This window comes from Mycolicibacterium sp. HS_4_1, assembly GCF_054515875.1.
In genome coordinates, this window is the sequence record NZ_CM137261.1 from 4,076,824 (window position 1) to 4,098,236 (window position 21,413).

General features: G+C 64.7%; 21 protein-coding genes. 5 read left to right on the forward strand and 16 right to left on the reverse strand.

The genetic code is table 11. The features are described 5' to 3' along the window. The first annotated feature begins 3 nt into the window (after positions 1–3). From ACX12F_RS19685 to ACX12F_RS19695, 3 genes are all read left to right on the forward strand, one after another. Positions 4–1,521, forward strand: a complete 1,518-nt coding sequence (locus ACX12F_RS19685; RefSeq protein ID WP_459366162.1) for a flavin-containing monooxygenase — start codon at positions 4–6, stop codon at positions 1,519–1,521. Beyond that, positions 1,518–2,357: a short-chain dehydrogenase/reductase gene (locus ACX12F_RS19690; protein ID WP_459366163.1), complete on the forward strand. Its 840-nt coding sequence runs from the start codon at positions 1,518–1,520 to the stop codon at positions 2,355–2,357. The genes ACX12F_RS19685 and ACX12F_RS19690 overlap by 4 nt, the downstream gene beginning before the upstream one ends. Before the next feature lie 73 nt (positions 2,358–2,430). Beyond that, complete coding sequence (locus ACX12F_RS19695; protein ID WP_459366164.1) at positions 2,431–3,120, forward strand: Abi-alpha family protein; 690 nt, start codon at positions 2,431–2,433, stop codon at positions 3,118–3,120. Between the two features lie 3 nt (positions 3,121–3,123). Here ACX12F_RS19695 and ACX12F_RS19700 read toward each other — a convergent pair whose 3' ends face one another. Next, positions 3,124–3,729 carry a TetR/AcrR family transcriptional regulator gene (locus ACX12F_RS19700; RefSeq protein WP_459366165.1) on the reverse strand — a complete coding sequence of 202 codons (606 nt, stop codon included), beginning with the start codon at positions 3,727–3,729 and terminating at the stop codon, positions 3,124–3,126. Between the two features lie 307 nt (positions 3,730–4,036). On the opposite strand from ACX12F_RS19700, the gene ACX12F_RS19705 reads away from it, so the two are divergent. Then, positions 4,037–5,797 carry an AMP-dependent synthetase/ligase gene (locus ACX12F_RS19705; RefSeq protein ID WP_459366166.1) on the forward strand — a complete coding sequence of 587 codons (1,761 nt, stop codon included), beginning with the start codon at positions 4,037–4,039 and terminating at the stop codon, positions 5,795–5,797. A gap of 19 nt (positions 5,798–5,816) precedes the next feature. Continuing rightward, positions 5,817–6,956, forward strand: coding sequence for an acyl-CoA dehydrogenase family protein (locus ACX12F_RS19710; RefSeq protein WP_459366167.1), 1,140 nt, complete (start codon positions 5,817–5,819; stop codon positions 6,954–6,956). Positions 6,957–6,962: 6 nt separating this feature from the next. Here the strand turns inward: ACX12F_RS19710 and ACX12F_RS19715 are convergent, their stop codons facing one another. The 15 genes from ACX12F_RS19715 to ACX12F_RS19785 all read right to left on the reverse strand — a co-directional run bounded on the left by ACX12F_RS19715 (position 6,963) and on the right by ACX12F_RS19785 (position 21,413). Next, positions 6,963–8,123 (reverse strand): PAS domain-containing sensor histidine kinase, encoded by a 1,161-nt coding sequence (locus tag ACX12F_RS19715; RefSeq protein WP_459366168.1) that lies wholly within the window; start codon positions 8,121–8,123, stop codon positions 6,963–6,965. Positions 8,124–8,149: 26 nt separating this feature from the next. Further along, entirely contained in the window at positions 8,150–9,172 is a 1,023-nt protein-coding gene (locus tag ACX12F_RS19720) for a SpoIIE family protein phosphatase (RefSeq protein WP_459366169.1), read from the reverse strand. Next, the gene (locus tag ACX12F_RS19725; protein ID WP_459366170.1) at positions 9,169–9,603 is read right to left on the reverse strand and encodes an ATP-binding protein; all 435 of its coding nucleotides are present in this window, start codon (positions 9,601–9,603) and stop codon (positions 9,169–9,171) included. The genes ACX12F_RS19720 and ACX12F_RS19725 overlap by 4 nt, the downstream gene beginning before the upstream one ends. A 1-nt stretch (position 9,604) precedes the next feature. Further along, positions 9,605–9,988: an STAS domain-containing protein gene (locus tag ACX12F_RS19730; protein ID WP_459366171.1), complete on the reverse strand. Its 384-nt coding sequence runs from the start codon at positions 9,986–9,988 to the stop codon at positions 9,605–9,607. Next, a complete protein-coding gene (locus tag ACX12F_RS19735; RefSeq protein ID WP_459366172.1) occupies positions 9,985–11,178 on the reverse strand; it encodes a PAS domain S-box protein in 1,194 nt (397 codons plus the stop codon). The genes ACX12F_RS19730 and ACX12F_RS19735 overlap by 4 nt, the downstream gene beginning before the upstream one ends. Before the next feature lie 149 nt (positions 11,179–11,327). Then, positions 11,328–12,134 carry a hypothetical protein gene (locus tag ACX12F_RS19740; protein ID WP_459366173.1) on the reverse strand — a complete coding sequence of 269 codons (807 nt, stop codon included), beginning with the start codon at positions 12,132–12,134 and terminating at the stop codon, positions 11,328–11,330. Beyond that, entirely contained in the window at positions 12,124–12,717 is a 594-nt protein-coding gene (locus ACX12F_RS19745) for an Rv1363c family protein (protein WP_459366174.1), read from the reverse strand. The genes ACX12F_RS19740 and ACX12F_RS19745 overlap by 11 nt, the downstream gene beginning before the upstream one ends. Then, a complete protein-coding gene (locus tag ACX12F_RS19750) occupies positions 12,714–13,343 on the reverse strand; it encodes an Rv1363c family protein (RefSeq protein WP_459366175.1) in 630 nt (209 codons plus the stop codon). The genes ACX12F_RS19745 and ACX12F_RS19750 overlap by 4 nt, the downstream gene beginning before the upstream one ends. 24 nt (positions 13,344–13,367) lie before the next feature. Then, positions 13,368–14,627, reverse strand: coding sequence for an MlaD family protein (locus ACX12F_RS19755; RefSeq protein WP_459366176.1), 1,260 nt, complete (start codon positions 14,625–14,627; stop codon positions 13,368–13,370). Then, positions 14,624–15,742, reverse strand: a complete 1,119-nt coding sequence (locus ACX12F_RS19760; RefSeq protein ID WP_459366177.1) for an MlaD family protein — start codon at positions 15,740–15,742, stop codon at positions 14,624–14,626. The genes ACX12F_RS19755 and ACX12F_RS19760 overlap by 4 nt, the downstream gene beginning before the upstream one ends. Then, the gene (locus ACX12F_RS19765; protein ID WP_459366178.1) at positions 15,739–16,932 is read right to left on the reverse strand and encodes an MCE family protein; all 1,194 of its coding nucleotides are present in this window, start codon (positions 16,930–16,932) and stop codon (positions 15,739–15,741) included. Before ACX12F_RS19765 ends, ACX12F_RS19760 begins: the two co-directional genes overlap by 4 nt. Beyond that, on the reverse strand, positions 16,929–17,993 hold the full coding sequence (locus ACX12F_RS19770; protein WP_459366179.1) for an MCE family protein: 1,065 nt from the start codon (positions 17,991–17,993) through the stop codon (positions 16,929–16,931). The genes ACX12F_RS19765 and ACX12F_RS19770 overlap by 4 nt, the downstream gene beginning before the upstream one ends. Further along, positions 17,990–19,039: an MlaD family protein gene (locus ACX12F_RS19775; protein WP_459366180.1), complete on the reverse strand. Its 1,050-nt coding sequence runs from the start codon at positions 19,037–19,039 to the stop codon at positions 17,990–17,992. The genes ACX12F_RS19770 and ACX12F_RS19775 overlap by 4 nt, the downstream gene beginning before the upstream one ends. After that, positions 19,036–20,592: an MlaD family protein gene (locus ACX12F_RS19780; protein ID WP_459366181.1), complete on the reverse strand. Its 1,557-nt coding sequence runs from the start codon at positions 20,590–20,592 to the stop codon at positions 19,036–19,038. Before ACX12F_RS19780 ends, ACX12F_RS19775 begins: the two co-directional genes overlap by 4 nt. Continuing rightward, a complete protein-coding gene (locus tag ACX12F_RS19785; RefSeq protein WP_459366182.1) occupies positions 20,556–21,413 on the reverse strand; it encodes an MlaE family ABC transporter permease in 858 nt (285 codons plus the stop codon). Before ACX12F_RS19785 ends, ACX12F_RS19780 begins: the two co-directional genes overlap by 37 nt.

Consider the following 21,413-nt stretch of genomic DNA (forward strand, 5'->3'; position numbering starts at 1 on the left):
ACCATGACCAACCCCACGCCCACGTATGTCCATACGGCGATCATCGGTGCCGGCTTCGGCGGGATCGGCGCGGCATTGCGGCTCAAAGAGTCCGGCGACAGCGACTTCCTCGTGTTCGAGCGGGCCACCGATATCGGGGGCACGTGGCAGGCGAACACCTACCCGGGGGCGCAGTGCGACATCCCCTCGGTCCTGTATTCCTACTCTTTCGCTCCGAATCCTGACTGGACCCGTCTCTATCCGCTGCAGCGAGAACTGAAGTCGTACATCGAAAAATGTATCGATGACAGCGGCATCCGGCCGCACATTCGGCTCGGGCACGATGTCACCGACGCCTCATGGGACGACCTGGCCCAGGTCTGGCAGATAACCGCGGGTGGTCAACTCTTCACCGCCAGCGTTCTGATCGTCGCCACCGGACCATTCAGCGAGCCGTCGGTCCCGGATCTTCCAGGGCTCGAGGATTTCTCGGGCCCGGCATTTCACTCAGCGCAGTGGCGCCACGATGTCGACCTGCACGGAAAGGCCGTCGGTGTCATCGGCACCGGCGCCTCGGCCGTGCAATTCATCCCGCAGATTCAGCCTGACGCCGCCGAATTGGTTGTGTTCCAACGGACTCCAACGTGGATCCTGCCCCACCCGGACCGCCCGGTGGGTCCGGCGGTGCGTTCGGTGTTCCGCACGGCCCCGCTCGTCCAGCGCGTGGCGCGCTCGGCGGTCAGCCTGGTCCAGGAAGCGATGGTGCCCGGCCTGGTCCATTTCCCAATGCTCCTGCAACCGATGGCGGCTGTGGGCCTGTGGCATCTCCGACGACAGGTTCGCGACGAGAACCTCCGCGCCAAGCTGACACCGCAATACGCTTTCGGCTGCAAGCGTCCGACGTTCTCCAACGCCTATTACCCCGCGCTCGCGGCGGACAACACCGTCGTGGAAACCGCAGCGATCCGGCGGGTCACCGCGGACGGGATCGAGACGGCCGACGGTACCCACCATCGCCTCGACGCCATCGTGTTCGGAACCGGTTTCAAACTGGCGCACAACGAGGGCTTCACCCGCATCCACGGTCGAGACGGCCGTAGCCTCGCCCAGGTGTGGGCCGGCGGCGAAATGAAAGCGCACCTCGGCACCGTCATTCCGGGTTTCCCGAATCTGTTCATGATTCTCGGACCGAACTCAGTGGTGTACACGTCGCAAATCGTGACGATCGAGGCGCAGCTCGACTTCGTACTCGACGCCATCGCGCAGATGCGCGACCGCCAGATCCGCAGTATCGAGGTGTCGGACGAGACTCTCGACGCCTTTGTCGAGCACGTCGACCACCGCCTCGCAAGCTCCGTGTGGAACTCTGGCGGCTGTCAGAGCTACTATCTGAGTCCATCCGGCCGCAATTTCACCTTCTGGCCCGGCTTCGTCTTCACCTTCCGGCATCAGATGCGCCGAATTCGCCTCGGAGAGTTCGACATCCGCTACGCAACCGCACGACCTGCGGCCACCGACACCGAGTTGGTGGTCGGGCGATGACCGCGCATCCAACGATGAATCTCTCCGGTGCAGTAGTTCTCATCACCGGCGCGGCACAGGGCATCGGCTTCGAAGCGGCGTCCCGGTTCGTCGCGGCCGGATCCCGAGTCGTCCTTGTCGACGTCGACGACGAGCAACTCGGGAAGGCCCAGGCGCTGCTGGGGAGCAACACCATCGGTGTCGTGGCCGACGTGCGTGATGCCGAGGCGTTGACCGCGGCGGTCGACCACGCGGTCGGCACCTGGGGACGTATCGACGTGGTGGTCGCCAACGCCGGCGTCACACCACCGCCGGCGACCCTGCGCACGATCGAACCCGATGCGTTCCAACGGGTTATCGATATCAACTTGCTCGGTGCGGTGCACACGGTGCGCGCGGCGACCGAGCACATCATCTCCAGCCGCGGACACATTCAGCTCATCGGCTCGTGCGCAGCGTTCGCACCGGGAATGGGCGGTGCGGCGTACATGATCAGCAAGGCCGGGGTCGAACAGTTCGGGCGCGCTTTGCGAATCGAACTGGCAGCGCATCGCGTAACGGTCGGAATCTCCTACTTCGGCATCGTCGATACGGCGCTGGCCCGCACGACACTCGATGACGATCCGGTCGGCCGACGAATCGGGGAACTGCTGCCCTGGCCATTGAATCGACGTATTGACGCGGACTACGCCGCCGAAAGCGTTGTCGACGCGGTCAGGCAACGCAAAGCCAGCAGCACCGCTCCCCGAGCGTGGATTCCCTATGCCTGGCTTCGAGGTGTCATCAACGTGGTCCTGGACCAGCAGCTCGCCGCCAACCCGACGGTGGCCAACATCATCCGCCAACTGGAGCAGTAACACGCGGGCTCTCGCCCGGAACTCCGAGCACCAACCGGCCGAAAGAACCGTCTTCGAGAAACGAGATGAAACGATGGTCACCACCTCCGACGTACACGGTCTGATCGGGGCTGCCACTACATTCGCCAGGCAAAGCTTGCGCATCGCGGGAAACGCCGGCATCCCCATGCGCGAGGTGCCGTCGCAGGGGCACGCCGCCATGCATTCGAACTCGCAATCGCGGCGCGCCGATGTCGACGTTGCCAAACCGAATGACATACCGCAGTTGAACGATGCGCTTCACCGCAAGATGGCCGGGCTGCTGGATCGCTCGCTTGAACAGAGCACATGCGAGACCCGGTTGGAGCTGTACAGCCGTATCGTCGACCAGCTTGTCGCCGACGAGGCACGGATTCTCCGCGCGCTGTCAGACGGCACCACGTCGCCGCTTGTCAACGTCTATTCGCAGTCTCGATGGTGGTCGTCACCTCGAGCCGTGTTGACCAACACGTCTCTCATCGGCCGCACCGCAGGCGTCACATTGCCGACCATGGTGCCGACGTACGTCGCCAACCTGTTGCAACTCGGTCTGGTTGAAATCGGGCCGCAGGCGGACCGATCGGAATCCGGGTACGAGGTGCTCATGGCAGAACCCACGGTCATGCGTGCCATTGCCGACGCCGAGGCGGCGCGGCATTCAGCTCGGGTGGAGCGGCTCGGTCTGCGCCTGTCCGACCTCGGGCACGAGCTGTGGACGATGTCCATGGGCAACGATTCCCTGTAGGGTTCACGATTTCCCGAACTGCCCGGGCCACAATGCATTCAGCCAGAGAGCCGGTACCACGTCAGTAGCGGGATCGGGTTGCCCGGCCGGCGCTCCGAAGCGCCCGGGATCACAACCGGTGACCGTCGCGGTGGTCAGAACACGGACCAGCGCCGACACATCGGCCGAGATCGGTTGGGCGCCTTGGGATACTTCGGTGGCCACAATCGCCACGATCCGGCGGGTGATGGCGTCCTCCACGTCAGCGACGATTTCGGCGATCTCAGGTTCATAGCCTGCCGATGCGCGGCACGACGCCCACACCGGGTCGTCGGCCGCCAGCGCGGCACGTATGCCGGTGATGACTCGCGCGACCAGCGTCGGCGTGGATTCCCCGGGCACTCGCAACGCAAATGACCGATCGAGCATGGCGGCTTTGGTGCGGCCGTGCAACAGTTCGGCCAGAGCGGAGTACTTGGAATCGAAATAGAAGTAGAACGCGGTTCGAGTGACGCCGGCCTGCCGAGCGATCGCCTGCACCGAAATCTCAGAGATCGGGTCCCGCTCCAGCAATGCCCGCAGCGCCGTCAAGATCGCCGCACGGGCGTGATCACCCCGATTTGTGGTCATAGCGCGGCCACCGCCCGTCGGGCTGGGGCTATCGCTAGCCGCCGCACTCACCGCACACGAAGCGCCGTTGGGCCGACGCTGAGTTGTCAACATCACGGCTCTCTTTCTGTCGGGCAGGGTATTTCGCGCAGATCCGGACGGATCGGATGACGCGCGCGATCCAACGCCAGCGCTCCATTGAAACAATCATACTCAATATGTTCTACTGTTTCAGAACGAACGGTTGCGCTTCCGTAGCCGTCGACACGCGGCGCACCGGAGCTGCGCCGCGTGCGGTCTGACGTATGAACTCCCGAGGAAGGCAGTGATGAGCGAAAGCCTGTGCGCGCATTTCCAACGGCGCGTTGCCGAGCTCGGTGACACCGCAGCAATCTGCCGCGCTGACGGCAGCGTGGCATTGACGTGGTCGCAGTACGGGACCGAGGTTCGACGCGTCGCCGCGGGATTGGCCGCGCTGGGTGTGCGCCGGGGTGATGTGGTTGCGATGATGCTGACCAATCGCAGCGAATTCCACATCGTTGATGCCGCGGTCATGCACCTCGGCGCGGTCGGCTTCTCGGTGTACAACACCAGCGCCACGGCACAGATCACCTACCTGTTCGAAAACGCGGAGCCGGCAGTGGTGGTCAGTGAGGCGCAGTATCTGGACAAGGTTCTCGCCGCCGCATCGGGCACCGTTGTGCGCCACGTCATCTCCGTCGATGAAGCGCGCCACGGCGTGCTCACCCTCGACGAGGTGACTGATTGCGGTGCTGACGATTTCGACTTCGACGCCGCCTGGAAGACCGTTCAGCGCGACGATGTCTTGACCCTCATCTACACCAGCGGGACCACCGGGCATCCCAAGGGCGTCGAGCTGACTCACGCCAACCTGCTGTACCAACTCGAGGTGATCACCGGCGTGGTCGGTGATCTCACCCGGGGTCGCGTGCTGTCCTATCTGCCGGATGCGCACCTCATCAACCGATGGATCGGCCAGTACGCGCCGATGTACTTCGGCATCACGGTCACCGACGTCGGCGACCCGAAGACCCTGGTCGACGTGCTGGGCCGGGTGCACCCGACGTTCTTCGTCGCCGTACCGATGCTGTGGTACAAGATTCGGGCTCGAATCGAGGCGCTCATAGCGGAGCAAGCTGGGCCGGCCGGGGTTTTGGCGCGCTGGTCGTTGGAGGCCGGCAAGAAGAAGGCTGCAGCCACCCTGGCTGGAGGTCGGCTGGGGCTGCTCGACGAAGCGGCCGCCGTCGCTGCAGATGTGTTGGTGTTGTCGAAGATTCGCTCGCGTCTGGGGCTGGACCAGCTGAGTGCCGCGGTCTCGGGCGCCGCACCCATCGATGTTTCCGTTCTCGAGTTCATGCTCGCGATCGGCGTTCCGGTTCTGGAGGCCTGGGGCATGTCGGAGACTTCGGCGGTCACGACCGTGAACCCGAAGGACCGGCCCAAATTCGGCACGGTGGGTAAATCGATACCCGGCACTCAAATCAAACTGGATACCGATGGCGAGATTCTGGTGCGCGGCTGCGGGGTGATGCGCGGATACCACCGCGATCCGGCCCGCACCGCTGACATTCTTGATGCCGACGGCTGGATCCACACCGGTGACATCGGCACGCTCGATGGCGAGGGGTACCTACGCATCGTCGACCGGAAGAAGGAGTTGATCATCAACTCCGGCGGAAAGAACATGTCTCCGAGCAACATCGAGGGCGCGTTGAAGGCCGCCAGCCCTCTCATCGGCGCTGTCGCCGCGATCGGCGACAACCGGCCACACATCGCCGCGCTCATCACACTCGACCCCGATACGGTCGCTGAATTCGCCGGCCGGCACGGATTCGGCGACACCACCATCGCTGAAATGGTGGACAACGAGGCTGTCCAGCGCGCGGTTTCCGACGCGGTAGCGCTGGCGAACGCCCGCCTATCCCGGGTTGAGCAGATACGCAGCTGGAAAGTCCTGCCGCAGTACTGGATCCCCGGCGGAGACGAGCTGACACCCACCCTCAAGCTGCGCCGTGTGCCGATCGCCGAAAAGTACGCAGCGCAGATCGACGCCCTCTACGTGCGTTGAGTTCGAAAGGAACAAGACAATGACCCACGCCTCGACGACCGAACTGGCGGCTCTCTCCGACTTGGCCCGGGAGTTCTTCACGAAAGAAGTTGCCCCACGGCACGAGGAGTTCGTCGCCGCCGGAGAGCCCGACCGCGCGTTGTATCGCCGTGCCGGCGAACTGGGGCTGCTGCTGATGTCCATCTCGGAGGAATTCGGCGGCGGCGGAGCAACTTTCGCGCATGAAGCCGTTCTTTTCCGAGAGCAGGCCTACGCGGGTGATCTGTCCATGCAGTTAGGAGTTCACGCGGGCATCGTCCCGCATTACCTGAACGCCTACGCCAACACCGAACAGAAACTACGCTGGCTGCCCAAGCTCGCTTCCGGTGAGTGGATCGGCGCAATCGCCATGACCGAGCCGGGTACCGGTTCGGATCTGCAGGCCATTTCGACCCGGGCGCTTCGCGTGGGAGACGAGTACGTGATCTCCGGTGCGAAGACGTTCATCTCGAATGGCGCGACGTGCGACCTGATCATCATTGCGGCCAAGACCGATCCAGGACAGGGTGCGGCGGGTTTGTCTTTGTTCGTCGCCGAGGTCAGCGACGACACTCCCGGATTCCAGCGCGGTCGCAAGCTGAAGAAGATCGGTCAGAAAGGGCAGGACACGACCGAACTGTTCTTCGACGAACTCCGGGTACCCGCCGAAAACCTGCTCGGCGGTATCGAGGGCCGCGGCTTCGTCCAGCTGATGCAGCAGTTGCCGCAGGAACGACTCATCGTCGGCGTCGCCGCGCTGGGCGCGGTCGAAGCCGCGTATGACCACACCCTGGCGTACGTGAAGGATCGTCACGTGTTCGGCAAACCTCTTTTCGCCCTGCAGAATACGCGTTTCGAGCTGGCCGAAATCGCCACCATCATCGATGTGATGCGCACGTTCGTCGACGACGCGATCCAGCGTCACGTCCGCGGCGAACTCGACGTCAAGCGTGCCGCGCAGGTAAAACTCTGGTGCTCTGACCAACAGACACAGGTCGTCGACCGCTGCCTGCAACTGCACGGCGGCTACGGGTATATGGAGGAATACCCGATCTCCCGCTTGTTCGTCGACAGCCGAATCTCTCGGATCTACGCCGGCGCCAACGAAGTCATGAAGGATCTCATCGCCCGTCACCTCTGACCAGGGCTACTCGGGCAAGGGCGCTGACCACCGCAGGCGAGTCCCGCCGCCGGGGGGCTCATCGATGATCAATTCTCCCCCAAGGGATTCGGCGCGCCGGCGCAAGTTTGTCAGGCCGCTGCTGGTGATGTTTTCGGGCATGCCTTTGCCGTCGTCGGTGATGTCGATGCACAGCAAGTCTGCGACATCGACGGTGACCGTCAGCGTGGTGGCCTGCGCATGGCGTACCGCGTTGCTGGTCGCTTCTTTGACGACCGCTTCGGCGTGATCGGCCAATGTCGAGTCGATGACCGACAGCGGTCCGGCGTACCGCACAGTGGTGTTCAAATCTCCCGACATCTGTGCGATTGCCTCGTCCAGTCGCTGGCGCAGCCGAGTGACGTCAGAGGACCCGCCATGCAATTGGAAGATCACGGTACGAATGTCGTGGATCACGCCCTGCAGATCATCGACCGCCGCCGCGAGACGCTGCTGGACTTCGGCGCCGCGCGTGCGAGGGATGGTGCCCTGCAGTGTGATTCCGACGGCGAAGACTCGCTGGATAACGTGGTCGTGCAGGTCGCGGGCAATGCGGTCACGTTCGGCCAGTACGTCGGACTCGGCCCGCGCGGCAACCAACTCGGCCTGTGTGCGCAGCCGCTCGGTGATGTTGTGGGCCACCGCCGAGTAACCGATGAGCTCATCGGTGCTGTCGCGAAGCGCGGACACCGTAACGACCACATCGACCGCCGTGCCGTTGGCATGGCGCCACTGAGTGTCATAGGCCTGGGCATGTTCGCCCCGTCGGACTCGCTGCACTGCCTCGGCGAAGTCATCCTCAGCGGCCGGGGGTAGCAGCATCCGCATGGATTGACCGACGATCTGCGTCTCGGCGTGACCCAACAACTGCTGTGCGCCGGGGTTCCAGGTTCGGATCGCGTATTGCGGTGTCATGGAGATGATGGCGTCATCGGAGGACAGCACGATGGCGGCCAACCGGGATTCCGCGTGGCGGGCGGCTTCCAGTTCAGTGTGGAGCGCGATGATGCCGCGATTGGTGTCCTCGAGTTCTTGGTGTGCCTCGGTGAGCTGCCGGTGCGCTTGGCGCAGCGCGCTGTCGCGCTGGTGTAGCGCGTCCAGCGCCTCGGCCAACGTCGCAGGCTCAGGAGTGTTCGTCACAGCGGTCATCTCGTATCGCGCTCACGGCAGCGCTTCTAGTCATCATGGCGCACCACCAGCACACATGCATCGTCAGTGGATCGGGTGAAATCCCGGTACAGGGTCGCGGCGACAACGGACGGATCGTGCCGCAGCAGTCCAGGGTAGGTATCCAGATGCCAGCCCGAGCGCAACCCGTCGGAGGCCATGACGAGGGTCGCTCCGAGCGGCCAGCGGCAGTGTTGCACGCGGATGCGTGGAGTGGGCAGGTGCGTGCCCAGCGTTCCGGCATGGCTCATGAGGTGTTGTTTATCGCCGCCGTGAATCACTTGTCCTGCGATGTTTCCGACGCCGGCAAATAGCAGCTGTTCGTTTGGTGGATCGATCACGCACACCGCGGCCACTCCCCCTCGGGTGACCCGCATGGCTTCGTGCGCCCGCTGCATAAAGTCCTGTGGATCGGTCACCGGTCGCTGATCGAAGACGGTGACCGCGGCCTGTGCTGCAGCGGCGGCAGAGTCTCCGTGTCCGAGGCCGTCCACGACGAGTGCGGCTAACTGCGGCCCGGCCGTCACCGCCCACGCATCGCCGCTGGCGTCACCATCTCTGCGCGGTACGTTGACTGCGCCGTAGCGCCATCCCCCTTCGGTCGATGGGTCGGCACCGTGCAGTCGGGCGAGCACGATGGTCCCGCTTGGAGTGGAGTAGCAGCCGAAATCGGTGGCAATCCGGCGGATGCTGGCCAGCCCTACCGACAGCCCGCCGCTGCTGCCGTCCCGGCTGATGGGGCTTGGGCGTATCGGTGCCGTCTCGGCTCCGTTCGGGATGCGGTGCAGGGACATCCCGGGACCGCTGTCGACCGATAACAACTCGATGCCGTCGCCGAACTGCCGATACAGCACGTAGCCGCCCGGATCGGCATGTCGCAGCAGGTTCGTCCCCAGCTCGGTGGCTATGAGTTCAGCCTCACCGACGCGTACTGCAGATTGCGTTGCGGCCAGCCGGCCCACCGCCCTGCGGAGAGCACCCACATCTTCGGGAACCTTGATGGGATGCCGGTGATGCTGCTGCTGTCTCACCGCCGCTGCCACTTCACGATCGTTACCGTGGTGCCCGAGCCCGGCGCGGAGATGATCGTCAGCTCATCGACCAATCGGCGCGAACCTGGCAGCCCCAATCCGAGGCTGCCGGCGGTGCTGAACCCGTCCGTGAGCGCTGCTTCCAAATCTGCGATTCCGGGACCTTCATCGGTGAAAGTGGCTCGCACCCCACGACGACGGTCACGGACATCCTGTTGGACGTCGAGTCGACCGCCGATACCGGCGGCGTGGACCAGGATGTTGCGGGCCAGCTCACTTCCCGCGGTGATCAACTTCGTCTCATCGACCAACGACAGTCCAGCGGCGCGCGCATGTGCACGCAGCGTGTGGCGGACGCCGATCAGATCCGTTTCGTCGGTGATGGTGACGGCAGCCTGTTCGACGGTGCGATCCGGGAGGCTCTGATCCATGTCAGTCAGTTGGGTGGGCGTCGTCTCGGCGCAGCCGATGCAGCAGAGCCAAGCCTTGTTGGGCGTTGAGCGCGGTGTTCAGGTGCCCCATCGGCACACCGAGCTCAACGAGTGTGATGGCCACCGCGGGCTGGATACCCACAACGGCGGCTTGCGCCCCGAGCAGACGGATCATCGCCACAATCCGCGCCAGTACCCGCGCAACGAACGAGTCGACGGCAGTCAGTCCACTGACATCGATCAACATCCCCGCCGCGCCGGTGCGCGCAACCTCCTGGGTGAGTTGGTTCTCGATGCGGATCACGGTGGCATCGTCGAGGTCGCCCTGCAGCGTGACAAGCAGCGTGTCAGCGATGCGCATCACCGGGATAACGTCGTCGTTCACCCTAGTCCAGCCGGTCCCATCAGACTGGCGACACCCGCTGCGGCTTCTGCCCGCTCGGCCAGCAGTGTCAGAGCCAGCTGCAGTGCGTGGCGCAACGTCGTACGGGATCGGAGTTGGCCGATGTCGATACCCAGATGCACCATCGATTGCGCGGTCTCGGGACGCACCCCGCACATGATGCTGATGGTTCCCATCAGCGCCGCCGCCTGAACCGTGGCCAACAGATGCTGTGCAACTTGAGTGTCGATGGTGGGCACGCCCGAGATATCGAAGATGATGACCTCGGCCTGCGTCTCGGCGATCTTGAACAACAGTCCTTCGGTCAACCTCGCAGCGCGTGCTGAATCCAATGTGCCGATCACCGGCAAGGTCAGGACCTTGTCCCACACCTGGATCACCGGGGTGGACAGCTCCATGATCTCCTCGTGCTGGCGGCGCAGTCGCTGCTCCTGCTCGCGGCGCTCGGTGACGTCGCGGATCGCGGCAGATACCAGCAGCCCCTCATCGGTGCGCAACGGGCTCAGGCTGACATCGATGGGGAATTCGGTGCCGTCTCGACGCAAACCCCACAGCTCCAGACCCACACCCATCTGTCGTGGCTGGGGGTCGGCGAAAAAGCTGTTGCGATAGCGCTCATGCCCGCCCCGGAACCGGGGTGGTATCAGCGTCTCGATCTCGCGACCGATCAGGTCCTCACGGCGATAGCCGAACAACCGATCGGCTTGTGCGTTGGCCAGGGTGATACGCCCATCAGATGCCACGATGACCATGGCGTCCGGCGCCGACTCCAGCAGCCCATGGAACATCGAGTCGGCCCGCTGCTGTTCGGCGGTCAGATCGCGAATCACCTTCGTCAGGCCTGTGATCGTGTCGGCCTCGTCGCGGATCGCGCTGACCACCACCGCGGCGCGGAACCGCTGCCCATCCTTGCGGACTCGCCAACCCTCGTACTCGAATCGACCGGATTCGCGGACAGCCGCCAACTCACGATCGACCAGTCCGGCCGCGCGGTCTTCGTCGGTGTAGAGCACCGAGACCGATTTTCCGACCATTTCAGCCGCTGAATAGCCGGTCATCAGCTCCGCACCGGGGCCCCAGCGCTCGACGTTTCCGGCCAGATCAAGCTGGATGATCGCGTGATCGATGATCGCGTCCAGCATCGCCTCGGCGTCGCGAAGACGCGCGTGCAAATCGTTCTCACCTGATGGCGGCACCACCGGTCCAGGCCTCCCTTGAATGTCCCCATCAACCCACCCGCGCCGATGCTACCGCCCCGGCCCCAGCCAGGAAGGGGAATGGGGCCGCGCCGACCCTGGTCGCGGTGAGGCTGCCCGGTACTTCAGCCGCCGTACTGCGGCTTCAGCTGACCTGCCAACGCGGCCAGCGGCACGTTTGCCACCACGGTGCCGCCGTCCATGGACCAACTGAATCGGTCTCGCGGGCTTGGGCTTTCACGGGACAGCGGTTGGTCGGGCATGTAAAGGCGCAGTGAATCGCCGGTGACGGCGAAGGCCCGGTAGTTACCCGAGTATCCGGGGCCGTCTCCGTCGGGCTGGAACTCCGCCACGGTGAACGGATAGGTACCCGGCGCGTGCGGTGGCAGCGCCGCGTCGAGCACCGACGGCAGGATCGGGGCTGCGGCGGCGGAAACGGCTTGATTCGCGTCGACTCCCGGCCGGAACAGATCGGGAAGGAACAGCCGCCGCCCGGCATTCATGTCGAAGAGGAACGATCGGTAGGCATTGTTGGACTGAATACCGAACGGTTCGAACGTTTCGTGGACCACCACCGACTGCAACCCCCCGGGCCCCGAAATGATCTCGTAGTCGGCCCGGGCACTGCTGTCACGCGGCGTGGTGTTTCCGGTGGCGCGCCAGCCGTTGAACAGCCGGGTGTAATAGTCACGCAGTACCGGCCCGACGGTCGGGTTGTCGATCAATTCGGCCGGAACCCGAAGGGACAGCAGCATTTCGGCTTCCCGCTGGGATTTGACCACGGCGGTGCAGGCACCGCCGTCCCAGACTGCGCCGAGCCCGGAGCAGAAGCTGTCGATGGCCGCGTGGGCGGCCGGGGCACCCGCGAAACAGGTCGTGGCGACAACTGTTGCACCCAAGGCAGCCAGGGCCTCCCGGACTCTACTTGCCACGTTTACCGTCCGCTCCGGCAAGCAGCACCTCGGCCGCCAGCCATCGATCGCCCACCTTGCGCATCGTCATCGACACACTGACGTAGTCGGTCCGCTTGTCTTTCGCAGCGGCACTGGTGACGACCTGCTTCACCGACAGCAGCACGTCCACGTCATCGTCGCGCACGGCCTTGACCGCCGCATCCTCGACGACGCCGGTCGTGCTGACCTTGTTGTCGATCAACATCTTTCGCATGGTCGCCGCGGCCTTGCTGTAGGCGTCCTTGAACTCGCCGGTCGCCCCGCCCAGGACGTCGGCGAAGTTCTTGTCGATCGTATTCTGGTCAGTCGTGGTCAGCATCACCGCGTAACCCCTGGCTGCGGCCAGTGCGTCGGCCGCTTCGGCATCGCGTTGATGCTGGGCGTACACCAGTGCCCATGCCGTTCCCGCTGCGGCGGACAGCGCGATGATCACGGCCGCCGCGGCCCAGCAGAGGCTGCGCCGGATCGCATAGGTCTTCGGGACCTTGGGCGCCTTGGGGTCTGCAACCGTGGGCGGCTCGACCTCGGCAACCTCGGCGACGTCGGTCTCCTTGTCGGTCACAGGATTTCGACTTTACCGGCCAGCCAGCGGTCGCCGACCTTCTCCATGGTCATGTCGATGCGGTTGCGGTCGATGCGCGGGCTCGGGTTGTTCGCGTTGGTGATCGACTGGTCGACGAACAACAGCACCTCGACCTTGTCGGGCGTCGCGGACTTCACGGCCGCCGCGACGACGATGCCCGTTCCCGAGGCCTTGTTGTCGATCAGCACCTGCCGCAGCTGGGTGGCGCCCTGGCTGTAGGCGTCCTTGAACTCCCCAGTGGCCCCGTCGAGCGACTTGCGGTAGTTCTCGTCGATGTTCTTGGCGTCCAACGTGGTCAGCACCACGGCGTAATCCTTGGCGGCCTGCAGCCCGGCCTCGCTCGCCGCGTTGACCTGGTACTGCTGGTATTGGCGCCAGCCCAAGAATCCCAGCGCTGCCACCAGAATCGCGAACAGCAAGGCGCACACCAGCGTGGCGAGGCGGACCCGGCGCTTCGCCGCCGCAGCTGCCGGCTCCGCGGCCTCGGCGGACGCGTCCACCTTGGTCACGTCGGCAGCTTCCGCTTCGACTGTCGGTCGGATCTCGTCGGCCTCGGTGTCTTGCACCTGCTCGAACACATCGGCACTGGCAGTTCGTTTACTCATCATTTCTCGCGGTCTCGTGGCCCGTCAGTTCGGCATCGGGATCGGGTACGACGGACCCCCGTATGGGGTGTCGATGGTGTAACCCGGGTAGTGCGGCGTCTTGTCGGTCACCGCGTGGGGGTCATACCCCGGCGGTGGGCCGGCGGTGTCGTCACCCGGAGGCCGCGGCGCGTTGCGGGCGCCACGGACCAACAATGATGGATCCTTGTCCTCACAGTAGGTGTACTTGTACGGCTCGGGGAAACTCGCATCGGACGGAGCATGCCGGGGCAGGTTGTAGTCGCACCGGTACTTGGGATAGATATCGCCGATCGCCCAGACACCGCCATCATGAACGACGGTCGCAAAGCGGTCGATGAACGGATCCCGGTCCGGCCGCCAGATGTACTGCAGCGCCGGAATGCGCTGATAGATGATCTGCGACACCGTGGTCAGGTTGCCGAGGATCTGCACGACGTTCTGCCGGTTGTCGGCGATCAGGTTGTCCAGCGTGGCCAACTGCGGCTCACCACGGTCGACGAGGGTACGGAAGCCGCCATCCATCTTGTTCACGCCGCCGAGCACCTCGGTCAGGTCGTTCGTGGTGGCGGCCAGGCCCGGACGGACATCGGCAACCGTGCTGAACACCACGCGCGTGGTGCGAATCATGCTGACCGTCTCGGGCAGCACCGAATCCACGGTGTTGGCCAGCAGGCTGGCACCGTCCAGGATGGCCGCGAGCTTGCGTGGGCCGTCCTTGGTGACGTGCAGCTCGCTGAACATCTTGCCGAGCTTGTCGGCGTCGAGCTGCGCCAGCGCGCCGCGGCTGTGGTCGATGATGTGCGGCAGCGTCACCGGGATGCCGGCCTGCTTGCCCGAAATGACCGCGCCATCAGTGAGATACGGACCGCCGCCGTGCTCGGGCCGGAAGTCCAGGTACTGCTCCCCCGCCGCCGACAGACCGGATACCCGCACCGGGCTGTCCGTCGGGATGTGGGCCGACGAGTCGACGGAGGCGACCGCCTCGACACCGCTGCTGGTGAGGTTGACCGCAGCGACATGACCGATCGGGATGCCGCGCAACGTGACGTCCTGATTGGCCAGCAGGCCACCGGACTCGGGCAGCATGATGCGGATCGCCATGGTCCGGTGGAACGGGTTGAACCGCAATCCATCGATAGCGATGTAGCCGAACGCGATCACCGCGGTGAGCAGCAGGCCGAAGAGCGCGAGGACGACCTTGCGGCCGGCCACCGCCTTGATGACCCGAATCACGAACGCCACCAGGCTGTTCAGCACGTTCATCGGGTGCGATCCGATCCGTAGATGCGGCCGAGCAGCATGTTCCACTCGTAGCGCAGGCTGCCGATCATCAGGTGCCAGTCGGTGCCGTCAGGTCCGTGCATGCCGGGGTCGCCCGCGTAGTTCTTGTCCGGCAGCGCACCGATGGCGATCTTCGCAATCTCCGCCCGCAGGTGCACCGCAGTCGAATCGGTGGACTTGACCAGGATTCCGATCAGTCGGTTGAACGCGGTCAGCGAGATGTTCGGGTCCATCGCGATCTCGTTGAACGCCTGCGACAACTTGTTGACATCGGCAGCGACACTGCGGGTGTCGGTGCCCTGCATCGACGGGAACTTGGACAGTTGCCGCGTGATCCGGCCGACGTTGTCGATGACGTCCATGATTCGCGTGGTGTTGTCGGAGACGACGGCCAAAGCCGGGGCGCCGGCGGCCAGCGCCGTGTCGATGGTCTGTTGGTGGCGAGCCACCTCGGCCGCCATGTTCGACGTGCTGCGCAAGGTCGCGTCCAACTGAGCGGAGCGCGCCGTCATCTTCGACAGGAACTGGTTGGTCTCGGCGATCAACCCGGCCAGCTTCTCACCGCGCCCACCGACCACCCGTCCGGCGCCGTTGACATCGGTGGTCAACGCCCGGATCGCACCACCGTTGACCAACATCGCCAGGGAGTTGAGCAGCTCCTCGACCGTCGGCGCCGCAGCCGTCGACGCCAATCCGATGGTGTCACCATTGCGCAGCAGCGCGCCGCCGTCGGCATTGTCGCTCGGCGGACGAATCTGCAGGAACACATCACCCAGCGGTGTGGCCGAACGCAATTCGGCGGTACTGCCCACCGGCAGCGGGACGTCCTGGCGGATGCGCATGGACACCTTCGCGGTGAAGTCCACAGCCTCGATCGACGTGACCTCACCGATGTCGGCGCCATACAGCCGTACTTTCGCCTTGGACGGCAGGTTCAGCGCATCGGAGAACACCGCATTGAGGCCGTACGTCGCACCGCTTGATCCCGGCGACGGCAACGGCACGCTGTCGAGGCCCGCGGCGCAACCGGTCATCAGCAGCACACTGCCGAGAGCTCCGGCCCACCGCGCCCCGTGCACAACGGATTTCACGCTCATCGAGTCGGGCCTCCCGGTGCCGGCGTCGGCGACGGTGTCGCGGCGGCAGCACCCGGCTTGGGCGGTTCGCCCTGGCCGGACGGCCCGATGCCGTTGGCCATCAGGTCCATCATCGAGGTCAGGCCGAAGTCCGGGCCGTAATCCTGCAAAGTGCCTGTCGCGCAACCCAACTGCTTGAGGCCCATCAGGTTGCACAGTTCCTTGTTCAGCTGGTTGTACGCCAACAGCTTGTCGGTCACCAGGTGGCCGCGGATGCTGCCGCCCACCGGGTCGAGCACGTTGTAGACGTTGTCGAGGGTCAGCGGCAGCACATCGAGCGTTTCCATCAGCTCACGCTTGTTGTCCGACAGGGACCCGACGACGGTGTTCAAGTCCCCGAACGCCCCTTTGAGCTGATCGCGATGGCGATCCAGCAGCCCGCTGACCTCGTCGAGAATCTCATTGGCCTTGGCTCCGGTCCGCCCCGAGCCCAGGTTCTGGTCGGCGAGGATATCGCTCAGCTGATGCACATTGCCGCCGAATTTGCGGATGGCGTCATCGTTTTCGGCGGCGGACTGGGTGAGATCGGAGACGCTGCGGATGATCTCCTGCAGGTTCTTCTGGGTCTGCGCCCCGCCGTCGGGGCCGACCTTGAGCGCCTCGGACAACTTGGTCAGCGTCGACTTGATCTGGCTGCTGTTCTCGGAGCTGATCCGCGAGCCCAGGTTCACCAGATCTCCCAGCGGACCACCGCCTTCGGGGTTGCCGCGCAGCGCGGTGCCCAGCTTGTCGATCATCGACAGGGTCTTGTCGAACTCGACGGGAGTCCTCGTGTGGCCCAACGCGATCAGATCGCCATCGCGCAGCTTATTTCCGCCGCGATACGGCGGGGTCAGCTCGACGTGCCGGTCGGTGAGGATCGAGGCGGAGACAGTGGCGGCCGTGACATCGCTGGGGATCGGGACCAACTTGTCGATGTCCATGGTGACCTCGACGTAATTGCCCTTGTTCACCACGCTGTCGACCTTGCCGACCTGCATGCCCAGTACCGAGACCGCGTTGCCCGGATACAGCCCCACGGCGTCCTGGAAGTGCGCTGTCACCGTGATGTTGCGCTGCCAGACCCGCGGCACGACGGCTGCCGCCGTCGTCACCGCCGCGACGACCACGATCACCACGACCGCCCCAATCATCAAGGCACGCTTACTCATTTGCAGTCCTTGAAGTACTCGACGATGTTGAACTGGCGGGCCCGGCCGCTGATGGCACACATCCAGGAATCGATCATGACGCCCGCAGGCAGAGTGATGTCGGCGCCGTTGCCGCTGCCGGTCAGGTTGGCGATGTTGCGCGCCGTCACCGGGGCGACCTGAAGAATGCTGCGCACCAGTGCGTCATGCTCGGCAAGCAGCTTCGAAAACTCATGCAGATTGGTGATCAAGGCGTCGAGCTGCGGTTCATTGGCCAGGAGCGTATGGGCCCGGTCGGCCAGCAACGTCACCCCGTCGAACAGCCGCTGCATCGCGGCTCGCCGCGTGGCGATCTCACCGAGAATCTGGTTGCCCTGCAACACCAATGCACCCAGATCAGCCTTCTGCCTATGCAGCAGCGTCGCAATGGTGTCTGCGTTGGTGATCAAGGTGCCGAGCTGGTCACGGCGGGACTGGATGACGCCAGAAAGCGAGTTCAGGTTGGTCAGCGCCTCCGGCAGGGCGTCGGGCATACCCTGCAGGCTGCCACTCATCACCCGCACCGACTCGGCGATCTTGTCCGCATCGAGCGGCGACAGCGTGCTGGTCGCGCCCTCAAGGGTCTTCTGCAAGTCATACGGCACCTCCGTATGACTCAATGTGATTGTGTTGCCGGCGATATGGCCGGGCCCGGCGGGGGTGATCTCGAGGTACCGCGACCCCAGGATGGTCGTGAGTTTGATGGACGCACGAGTTTCGGTGCCCAGCCGCACGTTCTTGTCGGCTTTGAAGGTCACCACCACGTGGTCGCCGGCCAGCTCGACGTTCTGCACCTCGCCGACATTGATACCCGCGATGGTCACCGCGTTGCCCGACTTGATGGCGGCAGCCTGGGCGAACTCAGCGGTGTACTGCTTCTTCCCGAGGTCCAGGACACTGACCAGGACGACTGCAGCGACCATCACGATGATCACCGTCAGGCCGATCGCGCCGAGCCAGAACTTGTTGTAGTCCTCCAGAACTCGCTTACGCCCACCCGGGATGTTCGCCGGACGGAGCGGGCCACCGAACAGGCTGCTCATCGGCACACCGCCGTGTGCCACACTTCGCCGCCGTTGCCGGGTGTCGCCCTGGTGACGAACATCCGGAACCAATTGAGCAAACCTCGCCACAGACCGAAATCGAGATCGCAGGCATACACGTCGATGTAGGTGCCCTCTTGCCCGGCACGGGCAAGTCCCTTGAGCAGCAACGGCACATTGGCGACCGCGTACCCCAACCGGGCCTTGCCATCGGTCACGCTGTACTTCAAGAATCCAGGGTCGCGATCGATGAACTGCTGCATGTTCGGGGTGATCGCGTTGACGATCGCCGATAACCGCGTCACGTTGGCGGTGATCGAACCCACCGAGGACACGAGTTCGTCACGCCGGCCGTTCAGCGCGGCGATCGATAGCGAGGTTTCGTGCAGCATCGTCTGCAGATTGGTGCTCTGCTTGGCCAGGGTCGTCATCAGCTTGTCCAGGTTGGCGATCAAATCGCCCAGCGCCGCATCGGGACCGGCGAGGGTCTGCGTCAGCACAGAGGCCTGGGTGGTCAACGTCAGCAGCGATCCCTGGTTGCCCTGGAACGCCTGGATGATGGCACTTGTCAGGTTGTCCACCTGTTTCGGGTCCAGTTCGGTGAACAGCGGCTCGAAGCCGTTCAGCATGTAGGAGATGTCGAACGACGGGTTGGTTCGGTTCTCCGGAATCTGGGCTCCGACAGGGAGTTTCCGCTTGTCGCCCTCCCCCTGACTCAAGCCCAGGTACCGCTGCCCGATGATGTTCTGGTAGGTCACCGAGGCCAGCGTGTTGGTGTACAGCGTCTGGTTGCTGCGCACCTGGAACGAGACCTTGGCCTGGTTGTCCCCGGTCAGCTCGATCTTGTCGACCCGGCCGACCCGGACACCGGCTACCCGGACGTCGTCACCTTCGGCCAATCCGGACACGTCACTGAAGATCGCCGAATAGCTCGACGTCGGTCCGGCGACGTTGCGCTGCAACGTGGCGAAAACCATCCAGGTGACGGCCACCGAGAAGACGAGGAACAGCGTCAGGAACACGACGGAGCTGCGCTTCAATTTCATGGCTGCCCCTCCGGCGCCGGGGTGACCTGTACGTCACTGCCGCGGACAACGGGCGCCAGCAGCAGTTGTTGGGCGGATGTGGCTGGGCCACCGACGATCTGGCTCAGCTGGTCCTTCTCGCTCTGGCTGCCGACCGGTCCGACGGTCCCGCCGAACACGGATGCCGATTGCTGTTGAACCTGGCCGGCGGGCGCGCCGGCTTCTGCGGGCAGCGGAGGACCGGGCGGTGCGGGCACGGCTTGCTGGCCGGGCCCGGGTGCAGGCTGGGGCGCAGGCGGTGCATCGGGGTCCGGCGGACCGGGGAAGTCCGGCACGACCGGGACCGAAAAGCGCGGCGGCGCAATGTTGGGACGGTTCTCGGTCACCCACGGCGGGGTGGCCATGCCCATCGATTCCAGACCGGGCTTCAGGTCCGGCGCGGTCGGAGTTTCCGGCGCGGTCTGACAGCTCGGGCCTTCCATCGCGCCGTACCGCGGGCAGTCCGCCCGGGTGTACTGCCGCGACGGATTCATCGAGATGGCCGCTTTCCAGATGAGCAGACCGGAGTCCTTGTCGAAGCCCTCGTCGTAGATCTTGTTGGCCAAGGCCTGCAATCGGGTTGACACACCATGGAATTCGCCCGCGTGGTCGGCCAGCACACCAAGTCCCGGCGTCAGACCGGTGCTCACCTGGATCATCCGGTCAGTCTGGTGCTCGAACGCGTCCGCCAGGGTTCCGGTGGTGTTCAGTCCACCAGAGAGGAAATTGGTCAACTGCGTTCGCTTTTCGGCGATGGTCTGCATCGGCTTCACCGAACTGTCCAGCGCGGTGAACAGATCCGGCGACACGGTGCGCAGGCTCTCGGCCGCGGCCGTCAATGCCGACAGCGTCGTCGGGCCGGCGTCGTCGGACTTGACCACCGTATTCAGTTGCTGCATTACCGCATTGAGACTGTGGCCGGCGTCGGTGATCTTCTGCCCGCGACCGTGGGTGGCCTCCGCCAGCGCCGCGAAGACACCGACGTTGTTGGCATCAGGTGACTGACCGACGGCCTTGAGCAGCTGGCGCAACTTCGCCAGCACGTTCTGGAACAGCACCGTCGGCAGGGTCTGGTCTTCGAGCACGACGTCGCCGGAACGGATCTGCCGCGTCCCGCTGCCGTTCTGCACGAGCTGAACCGCCGACACCGCGAAGATGTTGGCCGGCACCACGCGAGCGGTCACGTTGTCGGGGATCTCTGCGGCGAACTGCGGCTGGATGTTCACGTGCACCACGTTCGGCTGACCGTGCTGGGACGGCGTCACACCCGAAACCATGCCGACGATGACACCGCGGAACTTCACGTCAGACCGTTCCGGCAGGCCGTCACCGATGTTGATGAGCTTCAGGTCCACGCGGATGAAATCGTCCAGCTTGCCTTGCGATTTGGCGACCATCAGCACGGCGCAGAATGCTGCGATCACCGTGAAGCACAGCCCGATGATGCCCAGCTTGCGGTCGGTCGATCCGCGCGGGTCGTGGTCGAACGAGTTGCCCATCAGCCACCGAACCTTGCGCCGCTGATGACGCCCCACAGCGCCATGGTGAGCAGCATGTTGACGATCATCACCACAGTGACACTGCCGCGCATGGCCCGGCCGGCCGCCACGCCGACACCTGCGGGACCGCCGGAGGCGAAGTAGCCGTAATAGCACTGGATGGTCGACGAGATGAACACGAAGATGACCGCTTTGACGGTCGCGAACAGCACGTCGCGGCCCTCGAGGAACAGTCCGAAGTAGTGCAGATACGTGCCCGTCGACTGGCCCGCCACGACGCTGACAACCTGGCAGGACAGGTAGGCCAGCGCCAGCGCCGCCAGGAACAGCGGGACCACGGCGATCACCGAGGCCACCACCCGCGTCGCCACGAGGTAGGCCACGGAGTTGATGCCGAGGGTGTCCAGCGCGTCGATCTCGTCGTTGATCCGCATGGCGCCGAGTTGGGCGGTGAACCGGCAGCCGGCCTGGGCGATGAAGGCCATCGCGATCATGGCCGGCGCCAATTCTCGGGTTGTCGCGAACGACGAGACCAGACCTGTGGCCGGCCCGAGGCCCAACAGGTTCAGCGCGTTATAGCCCTCGACCGCGACCAGCGCCCCGGCCGTGATGCCAAGCACCCCAGCGACATTCAGCGTGCCGCCGCCTACCACGATTGAGCCGTTACCCCACGTGATGTCCGACAGCAGCCGCAGCAGTTCCTTGCGGTAGCGCAACCACATCGTCGGCATGGCCAGTACGACCTTGCCGAAGAACTCGATCATGTGACCGGTGCGTCCGGCCACTTTCAGCAGCCCGTTGCCGACCGCGGTGACCGGCCGCAAGAGTTGCGGGGTGAATGTTGACGGAGCGGCCAT